Annotated in this window: 18 protein-coding genes and 2 pseudogenes; 7 read left to right on the top strand and 13 right to left on the bottom strand. The window is 29.9% G+C overall.

What is annotated here, in order from left to right:
- The 5 genes from ACJ5H0_RS22740 to ACJ5H0_RS22760 form a co-directional block, all read left to right on the top strand.
- On the top strand, positions 1–1,763 hold a 1,763-nt coding region (locus ACJ5H0_RS22740), incomplete at its 5' end, for a condensation domain-containing protein (RefSeq protein WP_411252143.1).
- A gap of 12 nt (positions 1,764–1,775) precedes the next feature.
- Positions 1,776–2,408, top strand: a complete 633-nt coding sequence (locus ACJ5H0_RS22745; RefSeq protein ID WP_411252144.1) for a 4'-phosphopantetheinyl transferase family protein — start codon at positions 1,776–1,778, stop codon at positions 2,406–2,408.
- Positions 2,409–2,415: 7 nt separating this feature from the next.
- Positions 2,416–4,356 (top strand): alpha/beta fold hydrolase, encoded by a 1,941-nt coding sequence (locus ACJ5H0_RS22750; RefSeq protein ID WP_411252145.1) that lies wholly within the window; start codon positions 2,416–2,418, stop codon positions 4,354–4,356.
- A gap of 93 nt (positions 4,357–4,449) precedes the next feature.
- Positions 4,450–4,665, top strand: a complete 216-nt coding sequence (locus ACJ5H0_RS22755; RefSeq protein ID WP_411252146.1) for a hypothetical protein — start codon at positions 4,450–4,452, stop codon at positions 4,663–4,665.
- On the top strand, positions 4,662–4,793 hold the full coding sequence (locus ACJ5H0_RS22760; RefSeq protein WP_411252147.1) for a hypothetical protein: 132 nt from the start codon (positions 4,662–4,664) through the stop codon (positions 4,791–4,793). Before ACJ5H0_RS22755 ends, ACJ5H0_RS22760 begins: the two co-directional genes overlap by 4 nt.
- 1,337 nt (positions 4,794–6,130) lie before the next feature.
- On the opposite strand, the gene ACJ5H0_RS22765 is transcribed toward ACJ5H0_RS22760, so the two are convergent.
- The 13 genes and pseudogenes from ACJ5H0_RS22765 to ACJ5H0_RS22825 all read right to left on the bottom strand — a co-directional run bounded on the left by ACJ5H0_RS22765 (position 6,131) and on the right by ACJ5H0_RS22825 (position 17,167).
- Complete coding sequence (locus ACJ5H0_RS22765; RefSeq protein ID WP_411252148.1) at positions 6,131–6,292, bottom strand: hypothetical protein; 162 nt, start codon at positions 6,290–6,292, stop codon at positions 6,131–6,133.
- 1,369 nt (positions 6,293–7,661) lie between these two features.
- Positions 7,662–8,201 carry a carbamoyltransferase C-terminal domain-containing protein gene (locus ACJ5H0_RS22770; protein ID WP_411252149.1) on the bottom strand — a complete coding sequence of 180 codons (540 nt, stop codon included), beginning with the start codon at positions 8,199–8,201 and terminating at the stop codon, positions 7,662–7,664.
- A 195-nt stretch (positions 8,202–8,396) separates the two neighbouring features.
- Positions 8,397–8,459, bottom strand: a pseudogene (locus tag ACJ5H0_RS22775) (hypothetical protein); the annotation flags it as partial.
- Positions 8,431–9,267, bottom strand: coding sequence for a hypothetical protein (locus ACJ5H0_RS22780; protein ID WP_411252150.1), 837 nt, complete (start codon positions 9,265–9,267; stop codon positions 8,431–8,433). The pseudogene ACJ5H0_RS22775 and the gene ACJ5H0_RS22780, both read right to left, overlap by 29 nt.
- Before the next feature lie 3 nt (positions 9,268–9,270).
- Complete coding sequence (locus ACJ5H0_RS22785) at positions 9,271–11,481, bottom strand: family 16 glycosylhydrolase (RefSeq protein WP_411252151.1); 2,211 nt, start codon at positions 11,479–11,481, stop codon at positions 9,271–9,273.
- Positions 11,426–12,268, bottom strand: coding sequence for a glycosyltransferase family 32 protein (locus tag ACJ5H0_RS22790; protein WP_411252152.1), 843 nt, complete (start codon positions 12,266–12,268; stop codon positions 11,426–11,428). Before ACJ5H0_RS22790 ends, ACJ5H0_RS22785 begins: the two co-directional genes overlap by 56 nt.
- A gap of 116 nt (positions 12,269–12,384) precedes the next feature.
- The gene (locus tag ACJ5H0_RS22795) at positions 12,385–12,534 is read right to left on the bottom strand and encodes a 3'-5' exonuclease (protein WP_411252160.1); all 150 of its coding nucleotides are present in this window, start codon (positions 12,532–12,534) and stop codon (positions 12,385–12,387) included.
- A 10-nt stretch (positions 12,535–12,544) separates the two neighbouring features.
- Positions 12,545–13,228 carry a hypothetical protein gene (locus ACJ5H0_RS22800; protein ID WP_411252153.1) on the bottom strand — a complete coding sequence of 228 codons (684 nt, stop codon included), beginning with the start codon at positions 13,226–13,228 and terminating at the stop codon, positions 12,545–12,547.
- A gap of 99 nt (positions 13,229–13,327) precedes the next feature.
- Positions 13,328–13,534 (bottom strand): annotated as a pseudogene (locus ACJ5H0_RS22805) (UvrD-helicase domain-containing protein); the annotation flags it as partial.
- On the bottom strand, positions 13,491–14,147 hold the full coding sequence (locus tag ACJ5H0_RS22810) for a UvrD-helicase domain-containing protein (RefSeq protein ID WP_411252154.1): 657 nt from the start codon (positions 14,145–14,147) through the stop codon (positions 13,491–13,493). The gene ACJ5H0_RS22810 and the pseudogene ACJ5H0_RS22805, both read right to left, overlap by 44 nt.
- Positions 14,135–16,225 carry an ATP-dependent nuclease gene (locus tag ACJ5H0_RS22815; RefSeq protein ID WP_411252155.1) on the bottom strand — a complete coding sequence of 697 codons (2,091 nt, stop codon included), beginning with the start codon at positions 16,223–16,225 and terminating at the stop codon, positions 14,135–14,137. The genes ACJ5H0_RS22810 and ACJ5H0_RS22815 overlap by 13 nt, the downstream gene beginning before the upstream one ends.
- Positions 16,226–16,587: 362 nt before the next feature.
- Positions 16,588–16,893: a hypothetical protein gene (locus ACJ5H0_RS22820; RefSeq protein ID WP_411252156.1), complete on the bottom strand. Its 306-nt coding sequence runs from the start codon at positions 16,891–16,893 to the stop codon at positions 16,588–16,590.
- Complete coding sequence (locus ACJ5H0_RS22825; RefSeq protein ID WP_411252157.1) at positions 16,880–17,167, bottom strand: DNA-binding protein; 288 nt, start codon at positions 17,165–17,167, stop codon at positions 16,880–16,882. The genes ACJ5H0_RS22820 and ACJ5H0_RS22825 overlap by 14 nt, the downstream gene beginning before the upstream one ends.
- A gap of 290 nt (positions 17,168–17,457) precedes the next feature.
- On the opposite strand from ACJ5H0_RS22825, the gene ACJ5H0_RS22830 reads away from it, so the two are divergent.
- Both ACJ5H0_RS22830 and ACJ5H0_RS22835 read left to right on the top strand, forming a co-directional pair.
- A complete protein-coding gene (locus ACJ5H0_RS22830) occupies positions 17,458–18,417 on the top strand; it encodes a hypothetical protein (protein WP_411252158.1) in 960 nt (319 codons plus the stop codon).
- A gap of 349 nt (positions 18,418–18,766) precedes the next feature.
- The coding region (locus tag ACJ5H0_RS22835; RefSeq protein ID WP_411252159.1) for an Arm DNA-binding domain-containing protein at positions 18,767–18,946 on the top strand (180 nt) is incomplete at its 3' end.

The raw sequence follows: 18,946 nt of genomic DNA on the forward strand, positions 1-18,946 counted from the left end.
ATGAAGAAATTGATCTTGAAAAGATTATGACCCATTTGCAGATGAGTCTGCCTTATTATATGATCCCCAATGTGATCATTCCGTTAGAAGAATTTCCATTAACTCCAAATCAAAAAATTGACAGAAAGAATTTGACGCAAAGAAATATCATGCAGACAAAAGGTGATTTTAAAAATGCAAATTCTAAAATTGAAAAAAAACTATTAAAATATTGGGAAGAGGTATTAAATAGGGATAATATTAGTGTAAATGATAATTTTTTTGCTCTAGGTGGACATTCTTTAAACGCTGTTAGACTTACAGGATTAATAGCTAAACATCTTTTATTTGAAATCACATTAAAAACAATTTTTGATTATCCTACGATCAAATTGTTAGCAGAGCATTTGGAAAGACTAGAACCCAATAAAACTGTAGTTATTTCGATGGATGATAAAAAGGAACTTTACGAGCTGACACCCACTCAGTATAACATTTGGTTAGCATCTCAGGACGAAAATAGTTCACTTGCTTACAACATGTTTATGGCCTATAAAATAGAAGGAATTATTGATTTGGATAAAGTGGAAAAAGCAATAAACAAAATAGTAAACAAGTATGAAATCTTAAGAACGAATTTTGTAGAAGTAAATGGCACACCCTATCAAAAAACGAACTACAATGGCATCCATATAACTGTTCCTGTTATAGAAGTGCAAAAAGAAGAAACAAATAAAATAATTCATCAACTAAACAATAAGGCATTCAATTTTCAGGAAGATTTTTTGATTAGAATATATTTATTAAAAGAAGTAGATCAAGCCATCTTGTTGTTCAATACCCACCATATTATAATGGATGGCTTATCTCTGGAAATTTTTATAAATGAATTTATAAAAAATTATAGAGAAAGTAATTTTCTTCCGTTGCAGGATGAAGATCAGTTGACATTTCAATTCAACGATTATTCAGAATGGTTTAATAAAATAATTGGGATGAATCAAGCCGAAAATGAATCATTTTGGAATAGATATCTTGAAAATTATTTACCTAAAGATACATTTTATAAAGATTCTCATCCAAAGCAAAATCAGCGGAATGGCTCAGATTATTCATTTGAAATAAGTTCAGAAGTTACTTTAGCTTTAAAAGAATTGGCTATTAAAGAAGGTGTTACTTTCTATAGTCTTTTGATATCTGTATTCAATATATTGATTTACAGGATATCTAAACATACAGATATTTGTATTGGAACAATTCATTCAGGAAGAAATATTTCCGGATTAGCTAATCAAATAGGAATGTTCGCTAAGACACTTATACTGAGAACACAAGTTTCGTCAGATATTGTAATTACAGATTTGTTAAAGCTTACTCAAAATAACCTATTAACGATAAGTGATTATCAGGATTTACCGTTTGATAAAATTTCCAAATCTATTTTTGATGTCTTATTTGTATACCAAAATCCTGAATTTAGTTTTGATGAGATTGCTTTGGAAGATGAATTAAAATTAACATCTTATCCGGTTAAAAGTCAATTTAGCCGAATGCCTATTGTCTTTAATTTGTTTGAAAATGAGAACAAACTCAAAGGAAATATTGATTATAACTCTGATTTTTTTGAAGAAGAAACGATTCGTTTTATTGCCGAAAAATATAATATAATTCTAATGGAAATAATAAAAAATACATCTCAGAAAGTAAGGTTATTAGATATTAGATCTGATAATGAAAAAAATACTGATTTTAATTTTGACTTTAAATTTGACTTTAAATTTTAAATAAAAAATGTTGTGATACAACTATATAACACTTATTTGTCGGAAAAAAATCATGAAGATTTATTGCAAAATAGTTTAGTGAAATTTCCAGCTGATTTTCAGAAATTTAGAAGATGGCAAGATGCACAATGTTTACTTTTAGGAAGAGTAATGCCTTTTAAAGGAATTGAAGAATTAAAAATGCAAAACTGTGATAAAAGAGAAATAAAATATACCACATACAACAAACCTTATTTTGATGATAATTTGGTTGAATTTAATATCTCGCACTCAGGAGAAATTGTGTTTTGTGCACTAAGTGAAGAGCATCAAATAGGAATTGATATCGAATTGATTACTAACGTTGATTTTCAGAATTTTCAATCTCAAATGACAGAAAGAGAGTGGAATACTCTTAATGCTTCTGATAATAAAATAGATGCTTTTTTCAAATACTGGACACAAAAAGAAGCGGTCATAAAAGTATATGGTCATGAACTGTCATTACCCTTGAAATCCTTTGAAATTCAGGATGACTCAACTCAAATTAATTATCAGACTTTTTACTTAAAAGAAGTAACAATCAACAAAAACTATAAATGTTATATCTCTTCTAAAATAAATATGGATGAGATAATTATAAAAAACTATAATCCGAATAATTGAATTTAAAATGATAAATACAAAAAGACTCTTTTTATTATTATGTATGCTGCCATGTTTTATACTTGCGCAAACTAGTAATTTAAAACTCGAAAAAACAACTTCATTTTTTCCTGATAGTAAAAAAATCAATACAGAAAAGATTGAATGGAAATATTTAACAGTTCCTGAAAATTGGGAAAAACCCGATGGAAAGAAAATTAAGATTGCAGTTGCAGTACTAAAAAGTACTAAAAATAAAGAAAGTTCAAATCCCATTGTATTCTTACAGGGAGGACCAGGTGGAGGAGGAATAAAAGGTATTTCAGGATGGTTTAGTCATCCATTGCGGGAAAAAAGTGATATTGTCTTTATAGACGTGAGAGGAACTGGTTTTTCGTTTCCTAAATTTTGCCCAGACTTAGGAAAAACGTTCTTGGAAATACTAGCAAAAAATCAGGACAAAAAACAAGATGAGCAACAAAAAGCTGTGGCTGCAATGCTTTGCAAAGAAGATTTAATCAATAGAAATATAGATATTAATGCTTATAATAGTAAAACAATTGCTAAAGATTTAAACGCTTTAAAAACCCTTTTAAAGTATGAAAACTGGAATGTGTATGCTGTTTCTTATGGAACTTATACAGCTCAGGTATATGCAAATGATTTTCCTCAAGATATAAAATCATTAACTTTAGATTCTTCCATTTCAGATATTTCGCAGTATTATAATCTTAATACTAAAAATTATATGAATAGTCTTGAAAAAGTTTTTAAAGATTGTGAAAATAATCCGAATTGTAATAAGCAATATCCTAATTTAGAAGCAACATATTATGGGACAATCGCAAAATTAGATAAAACCCCGATTACCGTTAAAGTAGATAAAAAAATAATTCCTACAGGAAGTTTTACTTATAATGCTGAAGATTTTAAAGTTGCGATTCAGCAATCCCTCTACCAGAAAAAGTTGATACCAATGTTACCATTGTTAATTACTCAATTTAAAAATGGAAATAAAAGCGCTTTAAGCGCATTGGTAAGTTCATTTTCAGGAGCTTTAAGTCTTGATTATGGAGCTTATTATTGTGTAAGCTGCAATGAAGCAATTCCTTCCAATTCAATTTCTGATTTTGATAAAAATGCGGGTAAATATAATAAATTAAAGGGAGGGTTGTCTTTTTACAGATCTGATTTCCTTGTTTGTGACAAATGGAATTCTGGGACTATTAAAAAAGAGAATTTTTATAATGATTTATCAAATCTATCAAATTTATCTGCTCCGGTTTTAGTTTTTTCTGGAAAGTTTGATCCCATTACACCCCCAGAAAACGGTGAAGCTACCGTCAAAAAATTTAAAAAAGGATTTTTAGCAGAAGCTCCGATATCAGGCCATAGTTCTAGTTTTTCAAGTGCCGGAGCACAAATTGTAAATGAATTTATAAGTGATCCGAATAAAACCCCTGATCTTCATGATTTGCAGTCAGATACAAAAGTAAATTTTATTACTGATGTAAAAATAAATGGTGGGGTCTCTAAATTTGCAAATAGTTTGAATGAATTTAAACTTTTATTTTTTGCACCATTGATTATTGCAGTTGCTATTCTTATTATTTCAATATTTAGTTTTCTGTTTTATTTGATAAGAAGAAGAGGGGATAGTAACGCCAATAAGCAAATGAAAATATTGATTATTATAACTGCTTTAATAGGACTCTTTACTATTGGTGGGTTAATCACTGCAGTATCTAGTACGGCACAAATAAATTTTTATATATTAGCTTTTGGAGTAGCTAATAAGTTTATGTATTTATTTACTCTTCAATGGATATTTATTGGATTTACATTAACTTCAGTACTGTACTTTATTATAAGAGCTAAATCAATTTCAAACCCTAGTTTAATTGCAACAGTATTATTTTCACTTATTTTAATTGGTATTTATTTTCAATATTGGGGATTTTTTTATTAATAAATTAAACAGTAAAGTTGGGTAGCTTATACATGAACTCTTAAAAATATGTTGTCCCATTTTTACGGAGTATCATCAAAAAGTTTAAATAATATGATGAAAATTAAAGATGTATTACAAATAAAGCCTGATAGCGAATTTTTATACGAAGAGTTAATAAAGTTAAATAAAGGGTGGAGTTTTTACACATTACTAAAATTGAACTCATCTATTATCATAGGATGGTTAACAAATGATGATCTCTTAATTGTAAATGGTGATGGTATTTTTTTATATGATATTGAAAAATATTACTATGGAAGATTATGATTCAAATTTTAAAAAAAAATCTTTCCGCAGATAATTTAAAGTATTCATTAAAAGGAAGAGATGAGATTGTAGATGTTTTTGGGTTAAGAGGTGGAGGAGGAAATTTATTAACTTTGGATAGTGAATGAGAAATTAGAAATAAATCATATCCATAATAATTTCAAGCTACCGAGATTAATGAATTATAAAACAAGAAAATCATGGTTTTTTCAGCTTCATAATATGAGCCATGAAGGATATATGTATTGTGGATTTTCAAAAACACAGAAGTATTTTCTAATTATGGGCGACCAGGGAATAAATATTTATAAAAAGGATTTTTAAGATAAAATCTATTTCAGCAAAGTATAAAATGTTGCTGATTTGATATTTGTGAAAACGATAACGATTAATTTTAATTATTTACAAATTGTAAAATATTTATTATGAATTATATGTCATGGGATTTTCGGAGTATTTCTTTCTTTAAAGAGGAATTATTCACTTTAATGGTAATAACAACGAATTCCCATCTATAAAAGATTTTCAACAAAATGGAATTTATACATCAGAAATTAGAAATAAATTGTGTAAGTATTTAGAGATTTGTCCAGAAATTGTTTCAACTTCTTACAGGCGGCTAAATACTTACACTCTTTAGCCAATATTTTCTTTAACGTATTTTACAGATAGAGATTTTATTTTCAATAATTTACTCCAGGAATATGTCTATTATGATAATTTTGTTTTGCCTCAAAAATGATATGAACTAATTAAAGCTTGAAATTATATTAATGACAATTTTGAATTAAACTATGAAAAAATGTCATCGGGCGAAATTGATGTATTTAATAATTTTGAGAGAAGTTTTGATGATAATAGTATTAGTAATGATGCAATTTTATAAATAATAGAGATGTAAACTGGGGGGTATGAGACCCCAGAATATATAGCTCGTGTCACTAGATAAAAAATAGCACTACTGCAATTGCAGTGGTGCTATTTTTTATTTAAATATTTCTACATTTTTAATGGGTTTTGAACTAAACCTAATCAAAATGAATTTATAACGATGATGTTTTAATGTCAGATTTCAAATGCTCAAATAAGCTACTGTTTGGTGTTCTAAAGCAAAATAAAAGGCGCCAACTGTCTTTAGTTAACGCCTTTTGGCTTTTTACACCTTCACAAAGATCATAATGATGCAACCATATTTTATCGAGTATTCTTTTTACATTTTCAAAATAGATTTCGTCATCAATTCTGATAGGTTTTCTGTTATATTTAACCTTGTAACACGGAAAAGCGAGAAACTAATCAAGAAAGCCTTGTATTGTACCAATGTAATTTGGGTAGTTAAAAAGTTTTGGGCAGTGGCTGATCAGTTTTTCTTTAATTTCGTTTATTGCTGTATTAGTATGTGAAATAACTAAAATGCCTGATCCATCAGAGAAAGGTAATTTTCTTTCTAGTATTAATAATTTAGCTAGTAAAGCAGTCGTTTTCTACTACCAAGAACTGCTTGTAAATCTAAAGTTGTTAAATCCTTTATAAATGTACTTCTCTCAGTATTGAAAGTTTTATCATTTTTAAGGAGTATTTTTTCAGCATAAGCAACATCATCATCTGCTATAATATCCTGTGGCATACTTAATAGCTTTTATTATGTAATTAATACTATCTTTCTTTCTTGTTGGAAATACTTATTGTTCTTTCAGAAAGCTCATTTTTCCAAATCATGATCAATAGTTGTGGCAAGTCTATAAGCAATTTCGGTTTTGTTGATTTTTTATTTTTATCTATGAGTTTTTCTGCCAATTTTTTTCAAAATCATTTTCCCATTCAGTTCGAGGGTGTACAATTTTTAAGACATTTTGAAATTGTGTTGCTAGACTTTGTGATTTATAAAGTGAATATTCCAGTGTCCACTGAGCATGGAATTGTAATTCTCCATTTTCAGATTGTACTTGTGAACCATTTCCATCTAATATTGGAATTTTGAATTCTCCGTTAAAATAATTTTTAAGTTCTACACTAAGTTTTTGGAATATTTGAAGCAGTTCGCGATCTTCTTCTCTACCTTAAAAGCGTTATCTCCTAAAAGTATTTGTGATAATCTTGAATTACGTTTTGCTATAAGTTCATTTTCAGCATCTCTTAATGGTTTTAAATAAGTAATTTAAATACTCCTTTGCTTCGGTTGTTAAGATATAACCACCTTCATCATAACCAGCCTTTATGTCCGTATAGAAAATTTTCTTTCCTTGAAGAAAAATACTAGAACCTTAATGAGAGTTCAAACCACGCTTCAATGCCGATGAAATCTCTGATGTAGCACTTTTAGTCTGTATATTTTAGATATGCCAAAGATTTCAAGTTAAAAATTCAAACCATAAAATGCCAAACTGTAACACTTTGATAAATAATTTGTTATGTCTATAAAAAAAGAGACAACTATCAAATAGTTGTCTCCTTAAGTGAACTTGACAGTATTATCTTCGAACCAATTTCTAGAAGATCTTGATAGAATTTTAAGGATAGGAATCCATATTTAGTATTAGTATTATACACAGTTTATAAAAGCTCAAAACTCCAATTTTTACATTCCAAATAAAGTGGAGGAAGCAAATACTATTCTAATAATTTTCTATAAAAGAGGAAGAGATTCGAACTTATTTCGTTTTGAGCTTTATTTATTAATGCTGTTTTTGAGCTGTTCGGAAAGATTTGACCTACAGCGTCTAAACTTCTTTTTTTTATGTCTCGGCGGAAAGGGAGGGATTCGAATTAACCCTTTCCTCGCACTTTAAACCCAATCTTTAAGAATATTTTTGGTTACTGCCACTAATTTGCTATTAATCATTTTGGTAAATTTTAGAAAGTAAATTATTTATGAACGACTCCAAAGAACAACATTAAATATCCTCAAAGATGTAACTTTATAAATAATTGATTTCAATTGTTGTTCGTGACCTAGTTTCTCCTTCCTACTTCTCCCAATGCCGCTCATATATATTTCAGATGGTTCTATTTTTTAAGTATTCTTGATAATGTTTCGAACTTTTTAATAAATACACTTTTCCATTCACTACAAATCCATCTAATTTATGCTGAATTGTATATAACGATAGATCATCAAGTTTATTGATAAAACCTCTACCATTAAAATTCAAGGATGTATTACATAAAACTCCATAGCCAGTTCTCTTCTTAAAAGCCTTAAGTAAATTATATAGATTTTCATTTGACAATTGCGAAACTGTCTGTATCCTTGCCGTTTTATTTACGTGAGTAACCGCGGCTAATGCGTCAGTATTAGTTACATAAGTATAAAGCATATAAGGACTTGGATTTTCACATCCAAACCATCGAGCTGAATCTTCTTCTAAACAAACGGGAGCAATAGGTCTAAATTGTTCACGTTGCTTAATCTCATTTAATCTTGTCTTGGTAGTTTCATTAAATGGTGCTGCAATTATTGAACGATTGCCCAAAGCCCTAGGACCAATTTCATATTTACCATTAATCCAAGCTAAAATTAGATCGTCAACTAACATTTCGGCTACTTTCTCATAAGTAGCTTCAAGAATATCGTATTCTTCTAAATTTATATTACAATCAGCATCAAAATACTGCCCAGAATATACGTCCCAATCAATTTTTGGTTCGCCAGTAAAGTAAAATTGTGCATCAATAGCGGTTCCAATGGCAGAGCCTGAATCATTTGCAACTGGTGGGACAAAGATCTCGGAAAAAAGGCCAGTTTGCCTCCATTTGCTATTCCAGTCACAATTTAATCCACATCCGCCCGCAATGACAAGTGGTAATTTTTTTTTTCAAGTTATCTTTAGCAAATCGATAAAAAATATTAAAAATTCTATCGCTGAAAATACCCGCAAAATTTCTAAATTCTTCGTTTTCAATTCCTACATTATAATATGGCGATTTTTCAAGATCATCATATAAACTTAATTGAATATGTGGTGTATCTAAAAGAAAGCTAATCAATTTTTCTTCTTGTTTTGTTGCAATGTTACGTTTTGAGAAAGATGTTAAAGCCATGAGTTTCCCGGCATCTGAGAACCTAGAAAAAGGGGCATTTTTAGGAAAAGTTGGATCTGCCAAACCATATATTGAAGCATATCGATTACCTGGTTCATTTAGTACATTTGCAATAAGTTTTATGTTTAAATTTGAGTCAACCTCATAAAATGCACCTATTTCCCCCTCCCATACTAAAGCATAAAAGGGAGATCCTTTAGGTAGGTTTGATAAACCATAAGCAGACAGTACATGTGACCTTTCATGTGAAGAAGAGAAAAAGTTAACATCTTTACCTAGCATTTGATGTTTTCGTATCATAATTTCACTATTACTAATTCCGCGGTACCCAGCATGCTGAGTAAAACCTAATATTGGTTCTTCTCGAGGCCACCAACCTCCTGTACAAATAACGTCAGGAATTTCATTGATTTCACTTAAAGCACGAAACACATCGTGACTAGATATAGGTGAATATCTATAGTTTGAATTTTTTTCTGCTTCTATTGAAAATATTAATTTATTATTTTTTAAATAAGCAATTGAACCATCATGTCCTGGATTAAATGAAAGTATATTCATATTCTATAATTGTTTCGCATTAATTATTACACTTTTAAAAGTACTGGTAGTAGGGAGTGCTCTGTTAGGCAATGTTCCAGCAAGCTCCTTTGATCGGCATGGCCAAATATTTAGATGGAGAGACATTGGAAGGTGGGGAATGGGAGTGGGATTCCATTCGGTACGTCTATGTACTAAATTATCATCAACAAACCAGCGTATTTCCGATTCATCCCACTCAATAGCATATTTGTGAAACGACTTAGATGCGTCAAATCCAAGATCAATATATATTGGCGTACCTCTATAACCATAATCAAATTTAGCACCTTCATCGCCAGGATTATAAAAAACATTCACCAGTAAGCAATTAGTATTTTTGCCTGCAACTTCAACATCAATCTCTTGACGAGGAGAATCTCTATGTAAAAAGAAACCTGTTATCACACCAGGTACATTTGAGGCTTTCAAAACAGCTTCAAATCTACCATATAAATATTTAAAATTACTTGTTATAGCTCCCGCGCTATACTCTCTGACACCAACATTAGTCTTTTTTACTTTTAGTATAAGCCCTTGTGAATCGTCGAGTTTTACATTTTCTTCTCTAAACAAAGCGAGATTATCAGTAAAAGTATCATTTCTAGGAATCCAAAGATTCTTATTAAAAGTTGTAAAATTTTCTTTCTTTATGTAGTGACTTTCCGTTAATCTGTTGTTTTCAAAAATTACATCAAATTCTCTCGATTGGCGGTTAATGTCCAAAACCCAAGGCGAGGAATCATGTTTTAATTTTTCTAATCCAACAATTTGATAGTTTGTATTTAAATTGATTTTAAAATTTCTACTTCCTTTTTCTATTAAATTGGGAAAAGTACTATCTGGCGGAGCAATTCTAAGTAGTTGGCATATAACCTTCCATTTATTTGGTTCTGTCGAATTTAAGATGACAAAATTATTCATATCAATATATTCAATTGACCTTATAAAACTTTCTTCCATCAACTCGTTTTCACTTAGTGTGTAAATTATTTTAGCATTAGGGAAAGATTTTAATAAATACTTAATGTTACCCTTTAAGATACTAATATTTACATAAGCGTTAAAAGTATTTTTACCAGCTTTTAAGTTTTCTAATTCAGTAGCAGGTAGTGTTTCCATATCACTACAGCATGTATAACCAAGCATTGATAAAGCCATTGCAAGAGAGGTAAGTCCCGAATCTTTTGAGCCAAAAGCAAATATCGGAACTTCTGTAGGGACTTTGTTAAATAAAGCCGCTTTCTCACTTGTAATCGCTCCGATTTTTGTAAGTGTAGGCAAAATTGAATATGAATTAGTGGAAACTAAATCAGGGCGCTGATTAATTAAAGATTTATGCGTTGCGAGGACATTCAAAAATTTAAATTTATGATTTATCCATAGATCTACTGGACCAGTACAGGGAAGAAGTTTAAGAAGTTTTTTTGCTCCTTCTTTTGAGATGACATATCCAGATAAATTCCATAAACCCCGAACTGGCCGGAATATTTTATCAGATAAAAAAGTTTTTGGCGCCCCGTTTTTTACCTCCTCAAATGATAAATAGAATATATCAAATTTACTTTCTTGGATTTTCCATATTTCTTCCCAAGCTTTATTAAGCTCTCTTGTAAATCCAGGCTTAATCCAAATGTCATCCTCCAAAATAAGAGTATATTCATTCTCCCCAAAAGCTATGCGTTTCCACAATTCAATATGTGAATAAGCTACAGCTATCTCAGGCCTACTCATTTTAATTTGGGAACAAAGGTCCAATTGAGTAGGCATTGCAAGAGGTTGAGGTTCTACAAAAAGTTGATCTTCAAGTGTATAATTTGGATCCAATTCACTGTTTTTTGTAGGAGTAGTTAAGAAGTCCTTTGCATCAATTGCATTGTATCTCTCAGTTAAATTAGTGAGTTTAGAACCAGAAATGTCAAGTATTTGTTGTAATTCTAAACAAATTTCTTTCCAACGAGATGGTTGACGTTTTAAATTAATGACATAAATATTATTTATTAGGCAGCCGCTATTAATGTTTTTAGCTCCAAATGCCTTACATTTTTTTCTAGGAAGTAATCGTCTGTATTTTAGCGCGGTACGGAACAAATATTTTAATGACAATGACCAATTAGAATCTTTTCTCATAAGTCGATATTTATTTAAGATGTTTAAAGTTTTGGCAATTTGACAATCGCCAGTTTCTCGCATCATTTCTGTAGCTTAATGGCCATTGACTTTCAGCAATATTTTCCCAATTGTTTAATACTAAAATAAATTGTTCCATTTTATTAGTTTTTTTCAGGATATCTATTACTGATTTACTCAAGTTGCCAGGACCTGCTGTGGATTGTATTTCAGGTAGAATATCAATTTTATTTGCTTCTATTGCTTGTAATAATAAAGTAGCCGAAGTAAGCGCTTGTTCAATTATTGGATCTTTACTTCTAGCAATAAGCGGATTATTATTGAAATAAAAAATCCAGTTGTCTGAATAGGCTCCAGGCTTGGTAAATATTGAAGGAGAGATCATTGAATGGCTTGAAACATCATAACAAAGTGGCTGAACTTTTAACCTATTATCCTTAAAAAGGTGATTTATATCTGCGCCATTGTAAACATCATCAGCGTCTACGTAGCATCCTCCCTCTATAAAAATATAGCAAAGACGAAAATAATCGGATTGCATTGCAGGATGATAACATTGATCGTAAGCATTTTTAAACTTAGATCCAAGTTTTTCTTTTATGAATTCTCCTGCTTTTTTACTATCAAAAAGTAATCTTTCATATCCTAAAGTTTCAAGTTGGTCCCAAGTTTTTATGCAATCATACACATCAGTGGGTAGTTGTTCAAGATTATCCCAAAATTGTATAATTCTTTTAGGAATTTTATCATTCTCATTTGATACTGAATCAAAATGAGCAGGAGTACTTTGAACAAGTTCTTTTATAAATAGAGACCTTTTTTGTTCTTCTTCTTCTTCTTCTGAAATACTCATTTTTGAAAATATATTTTGTTAGAAAATAGTTTTTAATACTTAATAGATAGTGAATTTAAGTAATCAACTTTAGAAAATATTACGGTTTAACGTAAAATACCTTTAAGAACAATAATTTAGGTATTAATGGAGTCAAACAAATGATTAATGCTATTTTGTTTAACTTCTGCTAACTCGGGTATTGAGATAAATAATCTCTCTTTCGCTCTACTAACAGCTACATAAAATAATCTATATTCCTCCTTTGCTAAACTTCGTTTTAGAATAAAATCTAATTCACTTTCTTTTTTTTAATACCAAAAGAACATTATTGAATTCATCTCCTTTTGATTTGTGTATTGTTTTACTTGGTGATCTGTCATCGTCAATTTTTAAACATACGGCCACTTGTTCATATGTGTGAGAGTTATAAAATTCTCGAGCTGCACCTCTGCCACTTAAATTAGTGAAATCAGATTTTATTTCGGATCGTACCAATGTAAAGAAATCGTACAATGGAGCACTTTTGAAATTGTCGTAGAAACCTAAAAGTATTGTAAGCTTTTCTATTACTTTTGCCTTTCTAATATCTTTGTTGGCAATATTTCGAAAATTTATATCCATTTCTTTTATTGCTTCTTTAAAACGTTTTTCTTTGGCATACTCAACTGATCGAAGACAAGAAAGTATAACACTCCTTCTAATCGAGTCATCAATTGAATATAGATGTTCAATTAAATCTTTTGTTGGAACTACTGAGGTCATGCGACCTTTTAATTCATTGGCAGTTATATTATCCCAAGTTAGAATAGTTAAATCCGTACCACAGATTTGTTTTACATGTTCAACAGCATTATGATAGTCACCAATAAGTAATTGACATCTTTCGCCTTGAGTATTTCTTGTACTTATTTGAACTAAATCTTGTCTAATATAATTTAAAACGTTAATTATTTCTATAGTACTTCTTTTATTATCCAATATTTGATAGTCCTGAATATTAGCTAATTGATGAGTTCTGAATTGGACAGGATCAGCTCCTTGAAAACTATAAATTGATTGTGCTTCATCTCCAATTATCCCAGTAATTATTCCAGCATCTCCGATTATTCGAAGAATCCTTGATTGAATAGGGCTAGTATCTTGAAATTCATCAATAAAAAAATATGGAAACTTAGCTCTAATTACTTGAGCTATAAATGGAAACTCACTAAGTAAAATATAACCGAAATATAAAACATCGTCATGATGTAAAATACCTTTTTCCCAAAAGATTTTTTTTGTAATCCATTAATCCAGGTAATAATTTATCTAGGCAATTTACCTTTGAAAGATTTACTCTTCTTCCATTATCATCAATATAAAATGCTTTACCATTTTCCATTACAAATTCAAGATTTTCTCCAATAAATTTATATTGCATTGATGCTAACCAATTTCCGATTGCTGGTATATATTGAGGTAATCTAGTCAACTGTTCATAGGAATATGGATGCCGAAAATTTGCCCTGCTAATATGTGATGTTAACCACGCTTTAATTTTACTTCTACTTATTATGTGGTCATCATGCCCATCCATTCTGTGGACATTAAAATTAAATCTTTCAGCAATAAAGCTCATATATGGCTTTACAATATTGTGATAAATAAATCCATGTATAGTTGAAACTTCAATTCTGTCAGAACCGAACTTTAATCTCTTAATTATAGTTTCTACCCCAATATTGGTATAGGTAATACACGCAATTTTCTTTGAACAATCTAGTCTTTGAGAGTGCTGCAAAACATATTTTAAATGATTAACTAACAAATGTGTTTTACCAGCACCAGGACCAGCAAAAATTCTAAAATGTTGCTCTGGGGCAATTATAGAGTCAGAGGTGATATTTATTGTTGGCATATCCAAGTTATTGCTTCATTAATATAGTTTGGAACATTAAAAACAACCCTAATATTTCCTTGTTCATTTGGTTCATCAGGAGATAATAAAAGATTATCTTCTAGATTAGTGGCTAGCTCTATTGCATTTTCACCTTTTCCAACCGATGCTAAATATCTATAAGCTATAATACACTTTTTAAGATCATCTTCTGTCCAACCTTCATCTTCAAATTCAGTTAATGCGGTTTTAAAATTTTCATTTGAAGGACTATTGTATAGTCTGTCAAGCATGTCCACTTTCGATCTATTATCATTGTAATAGCTAATTAGATCGTTTAACTCATCTTTGTTTGTTATTGAATCCGTTAGAAGAACATCGCTCTGTAAATTTGAAAGCATTAATTCAAACTCGAATGTTTTACCGTTTTTATGATTTTGACCAAAAAACTTAATATTAGGATGTTCTTGATACATCTCAATTTTTTCGGAAATATGACATTTGTAGTCATATTCTTCATCCTGGCCCATTTGAAAGGTATAACAACTATGAAATGATCCCCCTGTTTTTTTCTTACGTTCTGGATCTCTATCTTTTAAACAAGCAATTTGTTTTGGTATTGTAAATTCATTTGTTCCATCAAATAGATAAAGAAAATTTTGAAAAAATCTACCACCAACAGGAACGATTGCAATATGAGATTTTTCTAGACTCTCTCCACAATAGCGCGCAAGAGTAGGTAATAAAACCTGCTCTGCTAATCCTTCGACAAATATTACTTTTTGAGCAAATAGCATATCCGATCTGGTTGCATCTAAAAATCTCTGTACATATGACTTTGATTTTTGTCCTTGGACCGTATTTGGGAAGCATTTCCCAGGATAACCAGCACTTATGGAGCGGCCATCATTATGAAGACAGATTATCTCGTCAAGAGATACAGCTGACGTTATTTGGGTTGAGTGCGTCGTAATAAAGATCTGTTTGACTTTCCTTTGTTGCTTATTTTCTTTTAAGAATTTTAAAAATTGATATTGCATTGCAGGATGTAGGTGAGCTTCGGGCTCCTCAATTGCCAAAACAGGAAATACTTTTGCATTGCTTCCAAGATATTTACCATCTGAATTAACCTGCATTTTAGCTAAAAGGAGAGACATGAATATTAAATTATTATATCCTAATCCATTATGAGTTGCAGGAATTTTAATATCTAAACCAGTATATCCAATAATTAGTTTTAATGCTGAATAAAGTTCTATCTCGGATAAAGCACCATCAAAATCTGGGCTCGCATTGTTGAATGTAGCACCTGTTTGTCTAGCATACTGGAGAATTTCTTCTTTACCTGCTGACATTCTTCCTTGAAGTTCAGTTATTAATTCTGAGGCTTTATCTGAAAAATTTTTTCTAATAGCCTTTATTTCGGCAAGTTTCTCTTCGGTTGACTTTGTCTCTTCATCAGCAGATTTTATCTCATAATCAATGAAGAAATCTAATACATCTTTCAGCATTGTATTTCTGCCAGTGAACATGTCTCTTTCAACATCTCGAATTGCATTTAAAAATTGAAAGTCAAATTTTTGTAGAGAATCATGGTCCGCTTTATTTAATAGAGTGGGGTCTCCACCATAAATTTTATAGGTATAAAAACGCAAATAATCATGTTTGATAGTTAACCATGCTTCGTCCCTTGAAGTACACTGAGTTAAATCTTGCACATAATTCTCCTGCCTATCAATAGGTAAAAAGAATTCGTAAGTAAGCATTGCTTCATAATTTGCATCCAAAACAGTTAGCCAATTTGATACAGTTACGAGATCATCACTGTTGTCGGCTTCATTAATACTTTTTTTGAAAGTTAAAGTTATTTTTATTGAAGGAGGATTGGTTTGTAAACTTTCTAAGGTTGATGTTTTTGAAAAATCATCTATAGAAAGCCTCCTAGAGTCTTCATTGTTAATTAGCAAGCTTATTGCTTTTATTAAACTTGTTTTTCCAGAATTATTGTGGCCAATTATAACGTTTACACCATCATTAAATAAAATCTCATTTTGAGGGAAATTTCTGAATCCCTCAATTGATATTTTTGAAATATACATAGGTTAATAGCTTTTTCCATAAAAATAAATAAAATAATTGAATGGAACAGCTTTTTTAAGTGCTATTGAAACCTTATAAAAATGAACGCTTAATAAATTTCATACCTTTCAACAGAAGAATGAGTCTACGATTGAATAAATAGTATACTCCTAAAATTTCAAATATTCTACTTGGGTGTAAATTCCAGTGATATTGACTTGGGCTCATTTATATAAATATTCACTGTATCTTCTCACGTTTTTTCATCTCATTTAATGCATATAAGAGAGTAGATATTTAAAACTGGCTGCATTTACAATTTGAACCTGTCAGGTATTCTTGAGACAATTTTTTGCAGATATAGATCGAATTTTAAATGTACTTAATAAATAATTTTGAAATTTAAAAAGACAATTTTACTTTGGTAGCCTGGATGATAAGACGGTGTATATTTTATGTATCCAAAATCTTGAAGTTCCTTAAAATACTTATGATATGTAGGAGCTGTTTTGATATGTGATTGAAACATCAATTTGCTCCTACTAACAAATATAACTTCTTTATCATTTTGGATATAAGCAATTTTAATAATTGCAACTAGTAATACAATATGCCACACAGCTAGCCTTTCATCTGCTGTAATTTGAATTAAATAATTAAGCCAATTAATTGTATTATCTTTTTTCATTTTCAAATAATTTTTTTAAATCATCTAAATTATAATAGTATGACCCTAAAATCTTTTTAAATTTAATCTTTCCGGTTACTCTTAGGTTTTGAAGCGTAGCGGGCGAAATATTCATAAAAGCTCGTACAGATTTACTTCTTATCCATTCTGGATTTACATCCTTAGGTATAGGTTCAGCAGGTTGTATTTTTTCATCTAATATTCTTTCTATATCAAGTAGCAATTGGATTCTAAATTCCTGTAAATCTTCTTTTGTTAATAATGAGATTTCCATTTTTAATATTTGTGTCAAATATATAATGAATGTGTTTATTTTGTTGATTAATAATTGTTTATGCATGATTTTGTTGTTAACACAGCTTAATATATAATGCTAAGTGATTTATAAAACGATTTATACGGTTAATTAAGAAATCTAAGGAAAACCTAGGAAACCTATTACCTTAGATAAAGAATTTAAAGATAGATGGGATAAATTAGCTAAAGTTTCAAAAGATATGAGTTTTCACATATTTCTTTTTTAACTGAATATAATTATTTGTTTAACCCTATTATTTATAAAATATGATTGTTAAGTATTATTTAAATTTAGACAGTAATGAAAATCTGTTCTGTCAAATTATTGATGAAAATATTAAGGCAAGCTTTAATATGAAATATAATGTTGATCCTAAAATATGGAATTACAATAATCAAAAAATAATTGATAGTGATCTTCATTTTTTTACTTTAAAAAATTTTAAATCATATCTTTTTAATAGGTATTATGATTTACAAAAGTTAGGTAAAAAAAGGATTTTGGAATCCTTAAAAGCAGAGGTTTTGTCTTTATTAAAAGATTCAGGAATTGATGATATTTCTAAGAATGTTTTTAATTTTTACGCAGATAAATTTGGGTTAAATAGATATGATAAGTATATACAAGCATTTGAAAAGTTTACAGGATTACGGCCGAAAGATTATAAAGTTGAAATTATAGATTATATACTACATTTTCATACTAGTAACGAAATTTATGAAATGGATACCTATGCTGGAAAATCCTTAATGCTTAAGGAAATTATTCAAAACAAAAGATATTTTGATATAGAGGAATTGACTGAGGTTGATATATGGAGCGAGATCTATGATGAAAATATTGGTAAGCATAAATTCCTTTCTAAGATGTCTAATGAATTTGAGATTTGTCTTGATGATAATTTTAGGAGAACGGGAATATTCATTGAGCCAAATGAGAGTCTTGAGAACAGGAAGAATGAAATTCGAAAAATGTTCCAAAAGTTTATTGATCAATCTAATAGAAATACTAATTGGATTGATTTAGCTTGGAACATAAATGAGGAGATTCTGTATCCTTTAGCAGTTATTACCATGACAGGTATATTGGATTTACAAGTTTGTTGTCTAGAATATTGTGAATTGAATTTCTATGATCAAAATGAAGATTGGAAGAGTATTTGTTTGGGTGACGATCTTGAAAATGATGACAACGATCAGGTGTTTTATATCAGAATATTCAAATAAATCACTTTTTAAATAATTCATTGAAATACCTTTAAACAAAGGGAATATGATGTTTTTAGAAAACCTCTGAAGGTTCGAATCCCTCACTCTCCGCAAGGTTAGAAACCAAAATAAGCTAAAACGCTGTAAACATAAATGTTTACAGCGTTTTTTTGTTTTAGCGTGGTATCAAAAAAAAAACAAACTAGGTCACGATTTATATGTCCTATTTAGTGTCCCATTCGGAAAATCACAAAAAAAGGGTCACGAAAAATCACGAAAGCCCGACCAATAGGCAGTCTAACGATTGTACATCTTGCAAAAAGTGGTAACAAAAAGTAAATTATTAAACCATTAAAGTTATCACACAATGAACAAAACATTCAACCTATTATTCTTTATCAAAAAGAATAAAATCAGAACCAACGGAACCGCTCCCATCTACTTACGAATTACGATAGACGGCAAGGCAGCAGACATTGCTGCTAAAAGGTATATCGATCCGAAGAAATGGGATGTTAAAGCACACAAAGCACTAAGCAATTCGCAA

The organism is Chryseobacterium proteolyticum (genome assembly GCF_046591535.1).
GTDB lineage: Bacteria > Bacteroidota > Bacteroidia > Flavobacteriales > Weeksellaceae > Chryseobacterium > Chryseobacterium proteolyticum.

Coding starts and splice junctions, on each gene's coding strand:
- ACJ5H0_RS22750 (WP_411252145.1), top strand. CDS start 2,416: ATGATAAATACAAAAAGACTCTTTTTATTATTATGTATGCTGCCATGT.
- ACJ5H0_RS22770 (WP_411252149.1), bottom strand. CDS start 8,201: ATGTTAGTTGACGATCTAATTTTAGCTTGGATTAATGGTAAATATGAA.
- ACJ5H0_RS22825 (WP_411252157.1), bottom strand. CDS start 17,167: ATGGAAATCTCATTATTAACAAAAGAAGATTTACAGGAATTTAGAATC.
- ACJ5H0_RS22830 (WP_411252158.1), top strand. CDS start 17,458: ATGATTGTTAAGTATTATTTAAATTTAGACAGTAATGAAAATCTGTTC.
- ACJ5H0_RS22810 (WP_411252154.1), bottom strand. CDS start 14,147: ATGCCAACAATAAATATCACCTCTGACTCTATAATTGCCCCAGAGCAA.
- ACJ5H0_RS22780 (WP_411252150.1), bottom strand. CDS start 9,267: ATGAATATACTTTCATTTAATCCAGGACATGATGGTTCAATTGCTTAT.
- ACJ5H0_RS22760 (WP_411252147.1), top strand. CDS start 4,662: ATGATTCAAATTTTAAAAAAAAATCTTTCCGCAGATAATTTAAAGTAT.
- ACJ5H0_RS22815 (WP_411252155.1), bottom strand. CDS start 16,225: ATGTATATTTCAAAAATATCAATTGAGGGATTCAGAAATTTCCCTCAA.
- ACJ5H0_RS22790 (WP_411252152.1), bottom strand. CDS start 12,268: ATGAGTATTTCAGAAGAAGAAGAAGAAGAACAAAAAAGGTCTCTATTT.
- ACJ5H0_RS22765 (WP_411252148.1), bottom strand. CDS start 6,292: ATGCCACAGGATATTATAGCAGATGATGATGTTGCTTATGCTGAAAAA.
- ACJ5H0_RS22755 (WP_411252146.1), top strand. CDS start 4,450: ATGATGAAAATTAAAGATGTATTACAAATAAAGCCTGATAGCGAATTT.
- ACJ5H0_RS22785 (WP_411252151.1), bottom strand. CDS start 11,481: ATGATGCGAGAAACTGGCGATTGTCAAATTGCCAAAACTTTAAACATC.
- ACJ5H0_RS22820 (WP_411252156.1), bottom strand. CDS start 16,893: ATGAAAAAAGATAATACAATTAATTGGCTTAATTATTTAATTCAAATT.